We start from the raw sequence: 15,369 nt of genomic DNA on the forward strand, positions 1-15,369 counted from the left end.
CGCTTGATGTTCATGGATGTCTCACGGCGAAGGTCACCTTCCACCAGATAGTTCTGGTCGATCGCTTCACGGATCTGAATGACTTCGGCATCCGACAGCTGGTTAACACGCCGCTCATGCGAGATGTTTACGCTGTCCAGGATTTCGGCGGCCTTTGTGTCGCCGATGCCATGAATGTAAGTAAGCGCGATCAATGCGCGCTTGTTCGTCGGGATATTGACGCCTGCGATACGAGCCACTGCTTCGTTTCTCCAAAAGTGCCGCTAATTCCTCGCCCGAAAATCGGGGTTCAGATACACAAAAAAACCGCTCGCGTGCCCGGCCCTCAGATTAGGAGCGGGAACGGCGCGGAAATCCGCGATTCTGACCTTTGCGGAGGCGCGGATTATAGGTTTCGTTCAGTCTCAGTCAACCATTCAAACCCAGGTAAAAGGTCGCCCTGGGAAAATGTTCAGCGAATCAGCCTAAACCACTGCAAAATAAGCCAAATTGGCCCTACGCAGTTGCCAGTCCAATCTTGTCTTCAATGTCTCGGGTCACGTCATCAATGGCACTCATGCCATCTACAACCAGAAGTTTGCCCTGCGACTCATAATACGGGATCAGCGGTGCCGTCTGAGCGTGATAGACCTCGAGGCGCTTTTTCAGCGTTTCCTCATTGTCATCCGCGCGGTCACCACCGGTTTCCGCAGCACGGGTCCGAATACGGTCCACAAGGATTGAATCATCAACGCGGATCTCGATCACCGCATTGAGCTTCAGGCCCTTTTCTTCAAGCATCTTGTCCAGAGCTTCGGCCTGCCCCGTCGTACGTGGAAAGCCATCCAGAATAAACCCGTTGGCGCAGTCCTTTTCCTCGATGCGATCTGAAATGATCTTTACGACCACCTCATCCGGCACCAGGTCACCGCGTTCCATGATTTCCTTGGCCTGCTTGCCAATTTCCGTGCCAGCAGCAACAGCTGCACGCAGCATGTCACCAGTGGAAAGCTGCACGAGCCCATGAGCGGTCTCGACACGGCCAGCCTGTGTGCCCTTGCCGGCACCCGGTGGTCCAAGGAAAATCAGATTCATCGACGGCCCCCTCGCAACTTCGACTTCTTGACCATGCCTTCATACTGATGGGCCAACAGGTGGCTTTGCACCTGAGACACCGTATCCATGGTCACACTCACCACAATGAGCAGCGACGTACCGCCGAAATAGAACGGCACCGAATACTGGGAGACCAGAATTTCCGGAAGCAGACACACAATGACCAGATACCCGGCTCCCACAACGGTGAGGCGTGTCAGCACATAGTCGATATATTCAGCGGTCCTCTCGCCAGGGCGAATGCCCGGCACGAAGCCGCCATATTGTTTCAGATTGTCAGCCGTGTCCCCTGGGTTGAACACAAGGGCTGTGTAGAAGAACGCAAAGAACACAATGCCGGCGGCATACATTAGCATGTACAACGGCTGACCGTGGCCCAGCATTGTGGTGACAGTCGTCAGCCACTCGGGTCCTTGCCCGCCGGAGAAACCGGCAGCAGTCAGCGGCAACAGCAACAACGATGACGCAAAGATTGGCGGAATAACCCCGGCCGTATTGAGCTTGAGCGGCAAATGGGACGAGTCCCCGCCGAACATGCGGTTACCGACCTGTCGTTTGGGATACTGCACAATCAGCCGCCGCTGCGCGCGCTCCACAAAGACGATGAAGGCAATTACGGCCACAGCCATCACGAGGAAGCCGATGATGACCAGAGTGGAAAGCGCACCCTGGCGCCCCAACTCAAGTGTCCCCACAAGAGCCGCCGGAAGCTCGGCCACGATGCCTGCAAAGATGATCAGCGAAATACCATTACCAACGCCGCGCGCGGTGATCTGCTCACCAAGCCACATCAGGAACATGGTGCCGCCCACAAGCGTAATAACCGTGGAAATGCGGAAGAAGGGTCCCGGATCAATCACAACATTGCCGGCGCTCTCCAGCCCCACGGCAATGCCGTAGCCCTGCAGTGTCGCCAGCAGAACCGTGCCGTAACGGGTGTACTGGTTGATCTGCTTACGCCCGGCTTCGCCTTCCTTCTTCAACTGCTCAAGACGCGGCACAACCGCTGTCATGAGCTGCATGATGATGGACGCCGAAATATACGGCATGACGTTCAGTGCGAAGATGGCCATACGACCGACAGCGCCACCGGCGAACATGTCAAACATGCCAACGATGCCACCCTGCTGCTGTTCAAACAGCTGGGCAAGCGCAACGGGGTCAATACCAGGCAGAGGAATATACGTTCCCAGTCGGTACACCAAAAGCGCACCCAGCGTGAACCAGATGCGCTTCTTGAGTTCTTCCGCCTTGGCAAAGGCAGAGAAATTGAGGTTAGCCGCAAGTTGTTCGGCAGCCGACGCCATATGCGCTTACTCCTTACAGGCCCCGCGCTATGCGTGGCCTTGGAAACTGAGGCCAGACTTACGCAGAAGCGGTTTCAGCAGCCGGCTTGGGCCGGGCTGATTCGACGATCTTGATCGATCCACCGGCTTTTTCAACAGCTTCGGCAGCACCCTTGGATGCGCTTGTCACTTCGAAAGAGACCTTGGCTTTCAAGTCGCCCTTTGCCAGCAGCCGTACATCCACATCCTTGCGGCGCAGGAGACCTGCACCGCGAAGAGCTTCAGCATTGACCGGCTTCGAGCCGTCCAGTGTGCCCTCATCGATGGCGCGCTGCACCCGGCCGATGTTCACAATTGCGTAGACTGTCGGGAACGGGTTGTTAAAGCCCCGCTTCGGCAGACGCATGTGAATGGGCATCTGGCCACCTTCGTAGCCTTTGATAGCCACACCGGAGCGTGACTTCTGGCCCTTTTGGCCGCGACCAGCAGTTACGCCCTTACCGGAACCGTAACCACGGCCCACACGCATGCGCTCCTTGCGGGCGCCTTCGTTATCTTTGAGCTCGTTCAGCTTCATCGTTCAACTGCCTTTTGCCTCGGGCCCACATGCCCAGGCGAGATACCAAATGATGGTGGAGCCAGTCCCTAGGACTCGTCCACGATCCGCACCAGATGGTGCACCTTGTTGACCATGCCGCGCACAGCTGGAGTGTCTTCCAGCGTCCGACGACGATGCATCTTGTTGAGGCCAAGACCGATCAGCACTTTCTGCTGACGGTCCGGACGGCGGATTGGGCTACCAATCTGCTCAACGGTGATTGTTTTCTTAGCTGCCATCAGTCAGTTCCTACTCAGCGTCTTCGAGCGCTTCAGAAGAAGCATCGGAACGGCGGGAAACCACGTCGCTGACCTTGAGGCCGCGGCGTGCTGCCACCATACGCGGGCTCTGCTCGCGCGTCAGAGCATCAAACGTTGCCCGAACCATGTTGTAGGGGTTCGACGTACCGATCGACTTTGCCACCAGATCCTGCATGCCCAGTGTTTCAAACACTGCGCGCATTGGACCACCAGCAATGATGCCGGTGCCCGGAGGCGCTGCACGCAGGTACACACGACCCGCGCCATGACGACCAGCCACATCGTGATGCAGCGTACGACCTTCGCGCAGCGGCACACGGATCATCTGGCGCTTAGCCTGTTCCGTTGCCTTGCGGATAGCTTCCGGCACTTCTCGGGCCTTGCCCTTGCCAAAGCCGACCCGGCCCTTCTGATCACCAACCACCACAAGGGCAGCAAAACCGAAGCGGCGACCGCCCTTCACCACCTTGGCGACGCGGTTGATATGCACCAGCTTGTCGACGAATTCGCTATCACGATCATCGCGATCGCGCCCACGTCCGCGGTCACTCCGACCGCCTTGTTCCCGTGCCACGTGACTAACCCTCTCGCCTAGAATTCCAAGCCGCCCTCACGGGCAGCGTCGGCCAGCGCTTTCACACGGCCATGATAAATGTACCCGCCACGGTCGAAGACGACGTCCTTGACGCCATTGTCTTTCGCACGCTTGGCCACCAACTCACCCACAGCTTTTGCTGCAGCCACATCGGCGCCTGTCTTGAGGCTACCGCGCAGATCCTTTTCCAGGGTCGATGCCGACGCCAGGGTAACACCCTGAACATCATCGATGACCTGTGCAGAAATGTGCTTCGACGACCGGTAAACCGACAGGCGCGGACGCCCGTTGGCGGTCTTCTTAAGCGAACGGCGCACCCGCATCTTGCGGCGTTCGCGCATCTTCATTGAATTGCTCATCTGCCTGTTCCGTTCACTTACTTCTTCTTGCCTTCCTTGCGGAAGATGTATTCGTCGACATACTTCACGCCCTTGCCCTTGTAAGGCTCTGGCGGACGATAGCTACGGATCTCAGCAGCAACCTGCCCGACCTTTTGCTTGTCGATTCCCGAAATGACAACTTCCGTAGGCTTTGGCGTCTTGATCTCAATGCCTTCGGGCACTGGGTAGATCACATCGTGGCTGAACCCAAGCGCAAGCTTGAGGCTCTTACCCTGCACTTCTGCACGGTAACCAACACCGTTGATCTCAAGCTCCTTGCTGAAGCCTTCCGCAACACCCTGCACCATGTTCGCAACGAGAGAGCGCGACAGGCCCCACATTGCGCGTGCACGCTGGCTTTCATCAACCGGCGCAACGGTAAGACCGTCTTCGCCCTGGCTGACTGTGACTTCTGGAACAAGCGTAAGCTCAAGCTCACCCTTTGATCCCTTCGCCTTCACTGTTTGACCATCGACGGTCACAGTGACGCCACTTGCAATGGCGATAGGCATTTTACCGATACGCGACATATCTATTCGCTCCTAGTCCGCTGGTCTGTCCCTTGGGCCCGATAAAGGCCTAGAACACCTGGCAGAGAACCTCACCACCGACATTTTCCTCACGTGCGATGTGGTCAGACATCACACCCTTGGGTGTCGACAGAATGGAAATACCCAGGCCGTTGTAAACCTGAGGAAGATCAGTCACCGCGGAATACACCCGGCGACCAGGCTTGGACACACGCTTGATCTCACGGATCACGGGCGTGCCTTCGAAGTATTTGAGCTCGATCTCAAATTCCTTGCGGCCATTGTCGAAAGCCACTTCCGCGTAACCGCGAATGTACCCTTCAGACTGCAGCACATCGAGCACACGACGGCGAAGGTTTGACCCTGGGGTCTGGACCTTTGACTTACCGCGCATCTGGCCATTGCGGATGCGGGTCAGCATATCGCCGAGAGGATCAGAAAAAGACATTTGCTAACTCCCTACCAGCTCGACTTGACCATGCCCGGAACCTGCCCATTGGAGGCAAAGTCCCGTAGCGCGATGCGTGACATTTTCAGCTTGCGATAATATCCGCGCGGACGGCCGGATACTTCACACCGGTTCCGCACGCGGCTGGGAGATGAATCCCGTGGCAGCGCATTGAGCTTCAACTGAGCCTGGATCCGCTCCTCGATGGGCAGTTCCTGGTTGTGGATGAGCTCACGCAGAGCCGCACGCTTAGCTGCGTACTTCTTTACGAGCTGCTGACGCTTCTTGTTCTTTTCGATGGCGCTCTTTTTCGCCATGTAGTCCTCCTAGTCCCGACCGTATCGTTCGCAGCCCACGTCTAAATGGGTGCGTTTACGACGTGAAGGGGAAGTTGAGTTCGCGAAGGAGAGCCCTCGCCTCGTCATCAGTGGCAGCCGATGTGCAGACGATGATATCCATCCCCCACACGTGATCGACGTCGTCATAGTTGATCTCTGGGAACACGATATGTTCCTTCAGGCCCATGGCGTAGTTGCCATTGCCGTCAAAGCTCTTGGGGTTCAGACCGCGGAAGTCACGCACGCGCGGCAGAGCAATGTTCACCAGGCGATCAAGGAACTCATACATGCGCTCTTTGCGCAGTGTGACCTTGGCACCGATGTTCATGCCTTCGCGAAGCTTGAACGTAGCTTCAGACTTCTTGGCCTTGGTGATAACAGCCTTCTGACCCGTTAGGGCTTCAAGTGCTGCAACCGCAGAACCAATCTTTTTCGAGTCACCCACAGCGACGCCGGCACCAATGTTCAGGACGATCTTCTCGACCTTGGGCACCTGCATCGGGTTCTTGTACCCGAATTCCTCAATAAGCTTCTCACGAACGACACCTTCGTATGTCGCGCGGGCGCGCGGTACGTAGTTGTCCGTGGCTTCAGCAGCATCAGCCATCGATTACTTCTCCTGAGCGCTTCGCGACACGAACCTTGCGTCCGTCATCAAGCGTCTTAAAGCCAACCCGCGATGCACCACCCTCTTTGGGGTCCTCAATCGCGATATTCGAAATGTGGATCGGCGCTTCCTTAGCGATGATCCCGCCTTCGGCCTGCGGCGTCTGACGTGTGTGGCGGCGAACGATGTTCACGCCCTGAACAACGGCACGGTTTTCCTCACGGAGCACCTTGAGCACTTCGCCCGTTTTGCCCTTGTCCTTACCAGTCGTCACAACGACCTTGTCGCCCTTGCGAATTTTCAGTTTCAAAGCCATGGCTCTAAAGCACCTCCGGTGCGAGAGACACGATCTTCATCATGTTCTTGGCACGCAGTTCGCGAGTAACCGGGCCAAAGATACGAGTGCCGATCGGCTCACCATTGTTGTTCACGAGCACAGCCGCATTGCTATCAAAGCGGATGGCACTTCCGTCTGGACGGCGGATTTCCTTGGCAGTGCGTACAATCACTGCCTTCATCACGTCGCCCTTTTTTACGCGACCGCGTGGAATGGCTTCCTTGATGCTGACAACGATCGTGTCACCAACACCGGCATATTTGCGCTTGGAGCCACCCAGCACCTTGATGCACTGAACGCGACGGGCACCTGAGTTGTCCGCGACGTCCAAATTCGACTGCATCTGGATCATTATTCAATTCCTTCACGCTGTGTAAGCGCGCTTACGACCAAACTTCAAATTCTCGAAACCGAACGAGAAAGGCTTACGCCTCTTCGCCGGTGTAGATTTCCCAGCGCTTCGTCTTGGAAATCGGAACGCATTCGCGAATGCGCACCTTGTCACCCGTCTTGAAAGCGTTCTGCGCATCATGTGCGTGATACCGCTTCGTACGACGAATGGTCTTCTTCATGACAGGGTCAGTAAAACGGCGCTCAACGAGCACAGTGACCGTGTCTTTCATTTTGTCGCTGACCACGACGCCCTGGAGCACGCGCTTTGGCATCTTAGGTTCCTTCTAGTCCTGCTTAGGCAGAAGCGTCGGCTTTGCCGCGCTCGCCCTGAATGGTTTTAATCCGTGCAATGGTGCGACGGATCACGCGCAAACGCGCCGTGTTATCGAGCTGACCCGTGGCACGCTGGAAGCGCATGTTGAATGCTTCCTTGCGCAGCTTCACCACTTCGTCGTCCATCTGGTCGGGCGTCATGTCCCGGACATCTGCAATCTTCATCAGTCCTATCCTCTTCGCGCCGCTCTAGTGTTCGCCGACACGTGTGATCATGCGAACCTTGAGCGGGAGCTTGGCTGCACCAAGTTCCAGCGCCTCTTTCGCCACATCGTGTGGAACACCATCGATTTCGAACATCACGCGACCCGGCTTGACCCGAGCAACCCAATATTCCGGCGTACCCTTACCTTTACCCATCCGAACTTCAGTCGGCTTCTTTGAAACCGGCACATCCGGGAAGATGCGGATCCACACACGGCCAGCACGCTTCATGTGACGTGTGATGGCACGACGCGCCGCTTCAATCTGACGTGCCGTAACACGCATTGGTTCCTGGGCCTTCAGCCCGTGGGAGCCGAAATTCAAAGCCGTCCCGCCCTTGGCAACGCCATGGATGCGGCCCTTGTGGGCCTTGCGGAATTTTGTGCGCTTTGGCTGCAGCATCTCTCTAAGTCCTCAAACTCTCAAACAACGTCGCAATTAGTCGCGACGGGGCCGACGATCGCCGCCACCGGGACGTCCACCTTCCTGAGCAGACAGGGCACGCTTCTCATGTGCCATCGGGTCATGCTCAAGGATTTCGCCCTTGAAAATCCAAACCTTGATGCCGGAGGCACCGTAGGCGGTGAACGCCGTAGACGTGGCGTAGTCAATGTCAGCGCGCAGTGTATGAAGGGGCACACGACCTTCGCGGTACCATTCAACACGGGCAATTTCAGCACCGCCCAGACGACCACCACAGGTGATACGAATGCCTTCAGCGCCCATACGCATGGCAGACTGAACAGCCCGCTTCATGGCACGGCGGAAAGCCACACGGCGTTCCAGCTGCTGGGCAATGGAGTCTGCCACCAGCTGTGCATCGATTTCCGGCTTCCGCACTTCAACAATGTTGAGGTGCACTTCGCTGGACGTCATTGACTGAATCTTGCGGCGCAGCGTTTCGATGTCCGCGCCCTTCTTGCCGATGACAACTCCCGGACGTGCCGTGTGGATCGTCACCCGGCACTTCTTGTGCGGACGCTCAATGATCACCTTGGAGATGCCGGCCTGCTTCAATTCCTTCATCAGGAATTCACGGATGCGGACATCCTCATGAAGCAGCTCGCCATACTCGCCGCGGTTCGCGTACCAGCGGGAATCCCAGGTACGGTTGACGCCAAGGCGGAGCCCGATTGGATTGACCTTATGTCCCATTACGCAGCTTCCCCTGAAGTCTCGGCACTCTTCTCGCGCACAACAATCGTGATCTGGCTGAATGGCTTCTCAATCCGGCCTACCCGACCACGTGCCCGTGGCTTCCAGCGCTTCATGACAAGGTTCTTGCCCACATAGGCCTCATGGACGACGAGTTCGTCGACATCCAGGTCATGGTTGTTTTCAGCGTTGGCAATGGCGCTTTCAAGAACCGCCTTCACCGACTTTGAAATCCGCTTTGGTGAGAAGGTCAGATCAGCAATTGCACGATCAACCTTCAGACCACGGATGGACTGAGCAACCAGGTTCAGCTTGCGCGGACTCGTACGCAGCATGCGGCCAACCGCACGCGCCTCGTTTTCCGCTAGCTTCCGGGGTTTGGATGGCTTGCCCATCGTTACTTCCTCTTCGCCTTCTTGTCAGCCGTATGACCGTAGTACGTCCGTGTTGGAGCGAACTCGCCAAACTTGTGGCCAACCATGTCTTCAGAAATCTGCACCGGCACATGCTTGTTGCCGTTGTAGACACCGAAATTGAGACCAACGAACTGTGGCAGGATCGTAGAGCGACGTGACCAGATCTTGATGATCTCGTTACGGCCCGACTCGCGCACTGCGTCGGCCTTCTTCAACAGATAGCCGTCAACAAACGGCCCTTTCCATACGGAGCGTGTCATTTACTTAGGCCCTACCGCTTCTTCTTGCGCTGATGACGGCTGCGCACGATGTATTTGTCTGTGGACTTGTTGGAGCGTGTCCGGCGACCCTTTGTGGGCTTGCCCCAAGGTGTCACTGGATGACGGCCACCTGACGTACGACCTTCACCACCACCATGGGGGTGATCGACCGGGTTCATGGCAACACCACGAACCGTCGGACGACGGCCAAGCCAGCGAGAACGACCCGCCTTACCAAGCTTGATGTTTGACTGGTCCGGGTTTGAAACCGCACCGACTGTCGCCATACACTCACCGCGAACAAGGCGCTGTTCACCTGAGCCAAGACGCAGAATGGCATAACCCTGATCACGACCGACGAGCTGCACATACGTGCCGGCTGACCGAGCGATCTGACCGCCCTTGCCTTCCTTCATCTCCACATTGTGGACGATGGTGCCGATTGGCATCGCAGACAGTGGCATCGCATTGCCAGGCTTCACGTCAACGCGGGCACCGGCAATAACAGTATCGCCTTCTGCCAGACGCTGCGGAGCAAGGATGTAAGACAGCTCACCATCTTCGTACTTGATCAGCGCAATAAAGGCTGTCCGGTTGGGGTCATACTCAAGACGCTCAACCTTCGCAGGTACATCGAACTTGCGACGCTTGAAGTCGATCATCCGATAGGTGCGCTTATGACCACCACCTGTCCGATAAGACGTGGTGCGGCCCTTGTTGTTGCGGCCACCGGACTTCGTCAGGCCCTGGGTCAATGTCTTGACCGGCTTGCCTTTCCAAAGACCAGAGCGATCGACGGTCACCAGCTGGCGCTGGCTCGGCGTGATCGGATTGTATTTCTTAAGTGCCATTGTTCCTGCGTCGTCCCTTAAAGGCCTGTAGTCACATCAATGGAGTGACCATCGGCAAGCGTGACGATTGCCTTCTTGATATCCGAACGTTTGCCAAGCATGCCGCGAAAACGCTTCTGCTTGCCTTTGACCCGCATGGTGTTGACGGCTTTCACCTCAACTTTGAAGAGAGCTTCAACAGCTTCCTTCACCTGCGGCTTCGTAGCTTCAAGCGGAACACGGAAAACCACCTGGTTGTTCTCACCAGCAATGGTGGACTTTTCGGTGATCACCGGCGCCTGAAGGACGGTGTAGAGATCTTCGGCCTTCATGCGAACCGTGCCTCCAGTGCTTCGAGTGCTGACTTTGTCAGCACCAATGTGTCACGGCGCAGAACGTCATAAACGTTGATGCCCTGAATAGGCAGCACGTCCGTGTGCGGAATGTTCCGCGCAGCCAGAGCAAAGTTGTCATCAAGCTCCGCACCATCAACGATGAGCGTGCTTGTGATACCAAGCTTGGCAAAAGCGTCCTTCACGACCTTGGTTTTCGGCTCAGGCAGCTTGGCTTCATCAAGAACAATGATCGAACCAGCCTGTGCCTTGGTCGAAAGGGCATGACGAAGAGCAAGCGCGCGAACCTTCTTGGTCAGGCCGTGTGCGTGATCACGCACAACCGGACCAAAGGCCTTGCCGCCACCACGGAACTGAGGAACCTTCTTGTTACCGTGACGCGCACCACCGGTGCCCTTCTGCTTGTACATCTTCTTGGTCGTACCGGCGATTTCGGAACGGCCTTTTGTCTTGTGTGTACCAGCGCGGCGCTTGGCCAGCTGATAAGTCACCATACGGTGGAGAATGTCGGTACGCGGCTTGAGCGCGAACACGTCATCCGGCAGATCAACGCTGCCCGCCTTCTTGGCGTCGAGTGTCTGGACGTCCAGCTTCATGACTATGCGTCGTCCTTCTTCTCAGAGGTGGTGTTCTCAGCTTCATCCGCCACGACTTCGTCAGCCGGGGTTTCAGCAGCGGTTTCTTCAGCGGGCTTCTCTTCGGATGAACCAGCCGTGCGGAACGCACCAGGCATCGGCACACCTTCAGGAAGCGGCTTCTTGACAGCGTCAGACAGCTGCACCCAGCCGCCCTTGGAGCCAGGAATGGCACCCTTCACCAGGATGAGACCACGCTCTACATCCGTAGAAACGATCTCAAGGTTCTGGGTGGTCACGCGGGTTTGACCCATGTGACCGGCCATCTTCTTGCCCTTGAACACCTTGCCCGGGTCCTGACACTGACCAGTCGAACCGTGGGAACGGTGAGAGATGGACACACCGTGCGTTGCGCGAAGACCGCCGAAGTTATGGCGCTTCATCGCACCGGCAAACCCCTTACCAATCGAGATGCCAGAGGCATCTACGTATTGGCCTGCAACGAAGTGGTCGGCCTGAAGTTCAGCGCCCACGTCGATGAGGTTGTCCGGTGTCACACGGAACTCGACCAGGCGGCGACGGGGTTCCACCGACGTCTTGGCAAAGTGACCGCGCGCAGCACGGGTGAGATTTTTGACCTTGATTGAACCTGCACCGAGCTGAAGGGCTGTGTAGCCATTCTTCTCTTCCGTGCGATGTCCAACAACCTGGCAACCATCGAGCTTAAGAACGGTGACGGGAATATGCTTCCCCTCGTCCGTAAAGACCCGCGTCATGCCAACTTTTTGTGCGATCACGCCAGCGCGCATTTTTCGCACTCCTTGCTACTAATAAAACCTAGAGCTTAATTTCGACATCAACGCCGGCGGCGAGGTCGAGCTTCATAAGCGCGTCCACGGTCTGCGGTGTTGGGTCGACAATGTCGAGAAGACGCTTATGCGTACGGATCTCGAATTGTTCACGGCTCTTCTTATCGATGTGCGGACCACGAAGCACAGTAAACTTCTCGATCCGGTTCGGCAGCGGGATTGGCCCACGCACCGTTGCACCCGTCCGTTTCGCCGTATTGACGATTTCCAGCGTCGATGCATCGAGAATACGATGATCGAATGCTTTCAAACGAATGCGAATGTTCTGGTTCTGCATGGAACCTGTTTCCCGTATAGGCGACCCGTTGCCGGGCCATTAGAAAGAACTTGGTAGTCAAAGTCCGGCGGGCGCGCCTTGAAGGCCCACCCGCCGGAAACTTGTTACTCGATGATTGCTGCGACGACGCCGGCACCGACGGTGCGGCCGCCTTCACGGATAGCGAAGCGCAGCTTCTCTTCCATGGCAATCGGGACGATCAGCTCAACGAGCATCTCGCAGTTGTCGCCAGGCATAACCATTTCAGTGCCTTCCGGCAGCGACACAACACCCGTCACATCCGTCGTACGGAAGTACAACTGCGGACGGTAGTTCGTGAAGAACGGTGTGTGACGACCACCTTCATCCTTCGTCAGGATGTAGGCCTCGGCCTTGAACTTCGTGTGCGGCGTAACAGAACCCGGATGTACCAGAACCTGACCACGCTCAATGTCTTCGCGGTTCACACCACGCAGCAGGCAACCAACATTGTCACCAGCTTCACCCTGATCGAGCAGCTTGCGGAACATTTCAACGCCCGTAACTGTCGTCTTCGTGGTGTCCTTGATGCCGACGATTTCAATTTCTTCGCCAACATTCACAACACCGCGCTCAATACGACCCGTGGCAACCGTGCCGCGGCCGGAGATTGAGAACACGTCTTCAACAGGCATCAGGAACGGCTGATCCTTCGGGCGTTCCGGCGTCGGGATGTACTCATCAACCGCAGCCATCAGCTCAAGGATCTTGTTCTTGCCGATTTCATCATCACGGCCTTCAAGCGCTGCAAGAGCAGAACCCGCAATGATGGGGATATCGTCGCCCGGGAAGTCGTAAGAAGACAGAAGCTCACGCACTTCCATTTCAACGAGTTCCAGAAGCTCTTCGTCGTCCACCTGATCAACCTTGTTCAGGAACACAACAAGCGCCGGCACACCAACCTGACGGGCAAGCAGAATGTGCTCGCGGGTCTGAGGCATCGGGCCATCAGCTGCGTTCACAACAAGAATGCCGCCGTCCATCTGCGCGGCACCCGTGATCATGTTCTTCACGTAGTCAGCATGGCCTGGGCAATCAACGTGGGCGTAGTGACGGTTTTCCGTCTCATACTCAACGTGCGCCGTTGAAATCGTGATGCCACGCGCCTTTTCTTCAGGCGCCTTGTCAATGTCGGCGTAGTCCGAAAACTCCGCGCCACCCTGCTCCGCAAGCACCTTCGTTATCGCTGCTGTCAACGTCGTCTTGCCGTGGTCAACGTGACCAACAGTCCCGATGTTCACATGCGGCTTGTTGCGCTCAAACTTTTCCTTGGCCATCTCTTCTGTCTTCCTTTGATGGACCCGCCATCAACCTTGGGTCCGGTCTTCGTAATTGGGTATGCGTGTCGCTGGTTACGCCAGCTTCGCGCGAACTTCTTCAGACACCGCGTGCGGCACCTGTTCGTAATGATCAAACTGCATCGAGTACTGGGCACGGCCCTGGGACATTGAACGCAGCGTATTCACGTAGCCAAACATGTTGGCGAGCGGCACCATTGCTGAGATCACAGTGGCATTGCCGCGTGCTTCTGTGCCGGAGATCTGCCCACGACGTGAGTTCAGATCGCCAATAACGTCGCCCATGTAATCCTCAGGCGTCACGACTTCGACATTCATGACTGGCTCAAGCAGAACCACACCGAGCTCATCACCCGCTTCACGGAATGCTGCACGGGCAGCGATTTCGAAAGCCATGATGCTGGAGTCAACGTCATGGTAAGCGCCGTCAATCAGGCGAACCTTGAAGTCAAGCATTGGGAAGCCGGCGAGCATGCCGTTTTCGCGAACGCTTTCGATGCCCTTCTGAACACCCGGGATGTATTCCTTGGGTACAGAACCACCGACGATCTTGCTTTCAAACTCAAAGCCTTCACCAGGCTCGCACGGCGTGAATTCAATTTTCACGCGCGCAAACTGACCAGAACCACCCGTCTGCTTCTTGTGGGTGTAGTCAACAGTTGCCTGCTTGGTGATGGTTTCGCGGTACGCCACCTGCGGCGCGCCGACATTGGCCTCAACCTTGAACTCACGCTTCATACGATCAACAAGGATATCGAGGTGAAGCTCACCCATGCCCTTGATCACGGTCTGGCCGGACTCTTCGTCTGACGTCACACGGAAAGACGGATCTTCCTGAGCAAGACGTGAGAGCGCGAGGCCCATCTTTTCCTGGTCACTCTTGGTCTTCGGCTCAACGGCAACCTCGATCACCGGATCCGGGAATTCCATACGCTCAAGAATGACCGGACGGTTGGGGTCACACAGTGTGTCACCCGTCGTCGTGTCTTTGAGACCAGCGATAGCAACAATGTCGCCGGCAGCCGCTTCCTTGATGTCTTCACGGCTGTTGGAATGCATCAGCAGCATACGGCCAACGCGCTCACGCTTCTCTTTCACGGTGTTGAGAACGGATGAACCAGTCTCAAGCTTACCGGAATAGATGCGGGCAAATGTGAGTGAACCAACGAATGGGTCATTCATGATCTTGAAGGCCAGCGCAGCAAACGGCTCGTCATCGTCTGACTTGCGGTCGGTTTCTTCTTCTGTCTTGGGATCGATACCCTTAATCGCAGGCACATCCAGCGGAGACGGCATGTAGTCAACCACAGCGTCGAGAAGTGGCTGAACGCCCTTGTTCTTGAAGGCTGTACCGCAAAGCACAGGCACAAAAATCTGCTCGATCGCACCCTTGCGGATCAGCGCCTTGAGGCCAGCCTCATCAGGCTCGTTGCCTTCAAGATATGCTTCCATTGCATCATCGTCAGCTTCAACAGCCGTTTCGATGAGCTTGGACCGGTACTCATCAGCCTGATCCTTCAGATCGGCAGGAATGTCTGTGTATTCGTATTCAGCACCGAGGCTTTCATCTTTCCAGACAACCGCCTGCATCTTCACCAGGTCAACGACACCCAGGAAGTCTGCTTCCATGCCAATAGGCAGCTGTGTCACAAGCGGTGTGGCGCCAAGGCGATCCACGATCATGTCGACACAACGGAAGAAGTCAGCGCCGGTACGGTCCAGCTTGTTGACGAAGCACATACGCGGAACGCTGTACTTGTCAGCCTGACGCCAAACTGTTTCGGACTGAGGCTCAACACCCGCAACGCCATCAAACACGGCAACAGCGCCATCAAGTACACGCAGCGAACGTTCAACTTCAATCGTGAAGTCCACGTGTCCCGGAGTGTCGATGATGTTGATGCGGTGATCGTT

At 56.5% G+C, this 15,369-nt stretch carries 26 protein-coding genes; all 26 read right to left on the bottom strand.

The window, feature by feature from the left end:
• On the bottom strand, positions 1-239 hold a 239-nt coding region (rpsM, locus tag BN1012_RS08350; RefSeq protein WP_043950826.1), incomplete at its 3' end, for a 30S ribosomal protein S13.
• 256 nt (positions 240-495) lie between these two features.
• Complete coding sequence (locus tag BN1012_RS08355) at positions 496-1,074, bottom strand: adenylate kinase (protein WP_043949266.1); 579 nt, start codon at positions 1,072-1,074, stop codon at positions 496-498.
• Entirely contained in the window at positions 1,071-2,402 is a 1,332-nt protein-coding gene (gene secY / locus BN1012_RS08360) for a preprotein translocase subunit SecY (RefSeq protein ID WP_043949267.1), read from the bottom strand. Before secY ends, BN1012_RS08355 begins: the two co-directional genes overlap by 4 nt.
• Before the next feature lie 58 nt (positions 2,403-2,460).
• Complete coding sequence (gene rplO / locus BN1012_RS08365) at positions 2,461-2,958, bottom strand: 50S ribosomal protein L15 (protein ID WP_043949268.1); 498 nt, start codon at positions 2,956-2,958, stop codon at positions 2,461-2,463.
• A 68-nt stretch (positions 2,959-3,026) separates the two neighbouring features.
• Positions 3,027-3,218, bottom strand: a complete 192-nt coding sequence (gene rpmD, locus BN1012_RS08370; protein WP_043949269.1) for a 50S ribosomal protein L30 — start codon at positions 3,216-3,218, stop codon at positions 3,027-3,029.
• A 10-nt stretch (positions 3,219-3,228) separates the two neighbouring features.
• On the bottom strand, positions 3,229-3,813 hold the full coding sequence (gene rpsE / locus BN1012_RS08375; protein ID WP_043949270.1) for a 30S ribosomal protein S5: 585 nt from the start codon (positions 3,811-3,813) through the stop codon (positions 3,229-3,231).
• 17 nt (positions 3,814-3,830) lie between these two features.
• Positions 3,831-4,193, bottom strand: coding sequence for a 50S ribosomal protein L18 (gene rplR / locus BN1012_RS08380; protein WP_043949271.1), 363 nt, complete (start codon positions 4,191-4,193; stop codon positions 3,831-3,833).
• A gap of 17 nt (positions 4,194-4,210) precedes the next feature.
• Entirely contained in the window at positions 4,211-4,744 is a 534-nt protein-coding gene (rplF, locus tag BN1012_RS08385; protein WP_043949272.1) for a 50S ribosomal protein L6, read from the bottom strand.
• Between the two features lie 49 nt (positions 4,745-4,793).
• Positions 4,794-5,192 (bottom strand): 30S ribosomal protein S8, encoded by a 399-nt coding sequence (gene rpsH, locus BN1012_RS08390; protein WP_043949273.1) that lies wholly within the window; start codon positions 5,190-5,192, stop codon positions 4,794-4,796.
• An 11-nt stretch (positions 5,193-5,203) separates the two neighbouring features.
• Complete coding sequence (rpsN, locus tag BN1012_RS08395) at positions 5,204-5,509, bottom strand: 30S ribosomal protein S14 (RefSeq protein WP_043949274.1); 306 nt, start codon at positions 5,507-5,509, stop codon at positions 5,204-5,206.
• 55 nt (positions 5,510-5,564) lie between these two features.
• Positions 5,565-6,137 (bottom strand): 50S ribosomal protein L5, encoded by a 573-nt coding sequence (gene rplE / locus BN1012_RS08400; RefSeq protein ID WP_043949275.1) that lies wholly within the window; start codon positions 6,135-6,137, stop codon positions 5,565-5,567.
• Positions 6,130-6,447, bottom strand: a complete 318-nt coding sequence (gene rplX, locus BN1012_RS08405; RefSeq protein ID WP_122381401.1) for a 50S ribosomal protein L24 — start codon at positions 6,445-6,447, stop codon at positions 6,130-6,132. Before rplX ends, rplE begins: the two co-directional genes overlap by 8 nt.
• A 10-nt stretch (positions 6,448-6,457) precedes the next feature.
• The gene (gene rplN / locus BN1012_RS08410) at positions 6,458-6,826 is read right to left on the bottom strand and encodes a 50S ribosomal protein L14 (RefSeq protein WP_043949277.1); all 369 of its coding nucleotides are present in this window, start codon (positions 6,824-6,826) and stop codon (positions 6,458-6,460) included.
• Between the two features lie 73 nt (positions 6,827-6,899).
• Positions 6,900-7,139 carry a 30S ribosomal protein S17 gene (rpsQ, locus tag BN1012_RS08415; RefSeq protein ID WP_043949278.1) on the bottom strand — a complete coding sequence of 80 codons (240 nt, stop codon included), beginning with the start codon at positions 7,137-7,139 and terminating at the stop codon, positions 6,900-6,902.
• Positions 7,140-7,161: 22 nt separating this feature from the next.
• On the bottom strand, positions 7,162-7,374 hold the full coding sequence (gene rpmC, locus BN1012_RS08420) for a 50S ribosomal protein L29 (RefSeq protein WP_171816002.1): 213 nt from the start codon (positions 7,372-7,374) through the stop codon (positions 7,162-7,164).
• Between the two features lie 15 nt (positions 7,375-7,389).
• A complete protein-coding gene (gene rplP / locus BN1012_RS08425) occupies positions 7,390-7,806 on the bottom strand; it encodes a 50S ribosomal protein L16 (protein WP_043949280.1) in 417 nt (138 codons plus the stop codon).
• Between the two features lie 36 nt (positions 7,807-7,842).
• On the bottom strand, positions 7,843-8,559 hold the full coding sequence (rpsC, locus tag BN1012_RS08430) for a 30S ribosomal protein S3 (RefSeq protein ID WP_043949281.1): 717 nt from the start codon (positions 8,557-8,559) through the stop codon (positions 7,843-7,845).
• Positions 8,559-8,954 (bottom strand): 50S ribosomal protein L22, encoded by a 396-nt coding sequence (rplV, locus tag BN1012_RS08435; RefSeq protein ID WP_043949282.1) that lies wholly within the window; start codon positions 8,952-8,954, stop codon positions 8,559-8,561. Before rplV ends, rpsC begins: the two co-directional genes overlap by 1 nt.
• 2 nt (positions 8,955-8,956) lie before the next feature.
• Positions 8,957-9,235 carry a 30S ribosomal protein S19 gene (gene rpsS / locus BN1012_RS08440; RefSeq protein ID WP_043949283.1) on the bottom strand — a complete coding sequence of 93 codons (279 nt, stop codon included), beginning with the start codon at positions 9,233-9,235 and terminating at the stop codon, positions 8,957-8,959.
• An 11-nt stretch (positions 9,236-9,246) separates the two neighbouring features.
• Positions 9,247-10,086 (bottom strand): 50S ribosomal protein L2, encoded by an 840-nt coding sequence (rplB, locus tag BN1012_RS08445; protein ID WP_043949284.1) that lies wholly within the window; start codon positions 10,084-10,086, stop codon positions 9,247-9,249.
• Between the two features lie 17 nt (positions 10,087-10,103).
• On the bottom strand, positions 10,104-10,397 hold the full coding sequence (locus tag BN1012_RS08450) for a 50S ribosomal protein L23 (protein WP_043949285.1): 294 nt from the start codon (positions 10,395-10,397) through the stop codon (positions 10,104-10,106).
• Positions 10,394-11,014, bottom strand: a complete 621-nt coding sequence (rplD, locus tag BN1012_RS08455) for a 50S ribosomal protein L4 (protein ID WP_043949286.1) — start codon at positions 11,012-11,014, stop codon at positions 10,394-10,396. The genes BN1012_RS08450 and rplD overlap by 4 nt, the downstream gene beginning before the upstream one ends.
• Before the next feature lie 2 nt (positions 11,015-11,016).
• Complete coding sequence (gene rplC / locus BN1012_RS08460; RefSeq protein ID WP_043949287.1) at positions 11,017-11,802, bottom strand: 50S ribosomal protein L3; 786 nt, start codon at positions 11,800-11,802, stop codon at positions 11,017-11,019.
• Positions 11,803-11,830: 28 nt separating this feature from the next.
• Entirely contained in the window at positions 11,831-12,139 is a 309-nt protein-coding gene (gene rpsJ / locus BN1012_RS08465; RefSeq protein WP_043949288.1) for a 30S ribosomal protein S10, read from the bottom strand.
• 104 nt (positions 12,140-12,243) lie between these two features.
• Positions 12,244-13,434: an elongation factor Tu gene (gene tuf / locus BN1012_RS08470; RefSeq protein ID WP_043949289.1), complete on the bottom strand. Its 1,191-nt coding sequence runs from the start codon at positions 13,432-13,434 to the stop codon at positions 12,244-12,246.
• 75 nt (positions 13,435-13,509) lie between these two features.
• On the bottom strand, positions 13,510-15,369 hold a 1,860-nt coding region (gene fusA / locus BN1012_RS08475), incomplete at its 5' end, for an elongation factor G (protein ID WP_244442882.1).

It is taken from the genome of Candidatus Phaeomarinobacter ectocarpi, from assembly GCF_000689395.1.
Classification (GTDB): domain Bacteria; phylum Pseudomonadota; class Alphaproteobacteria; order CGMCC-115125; family CGMCC-115125; genus Pyruvatibacter; species Pyruvatibacter ectocarpi.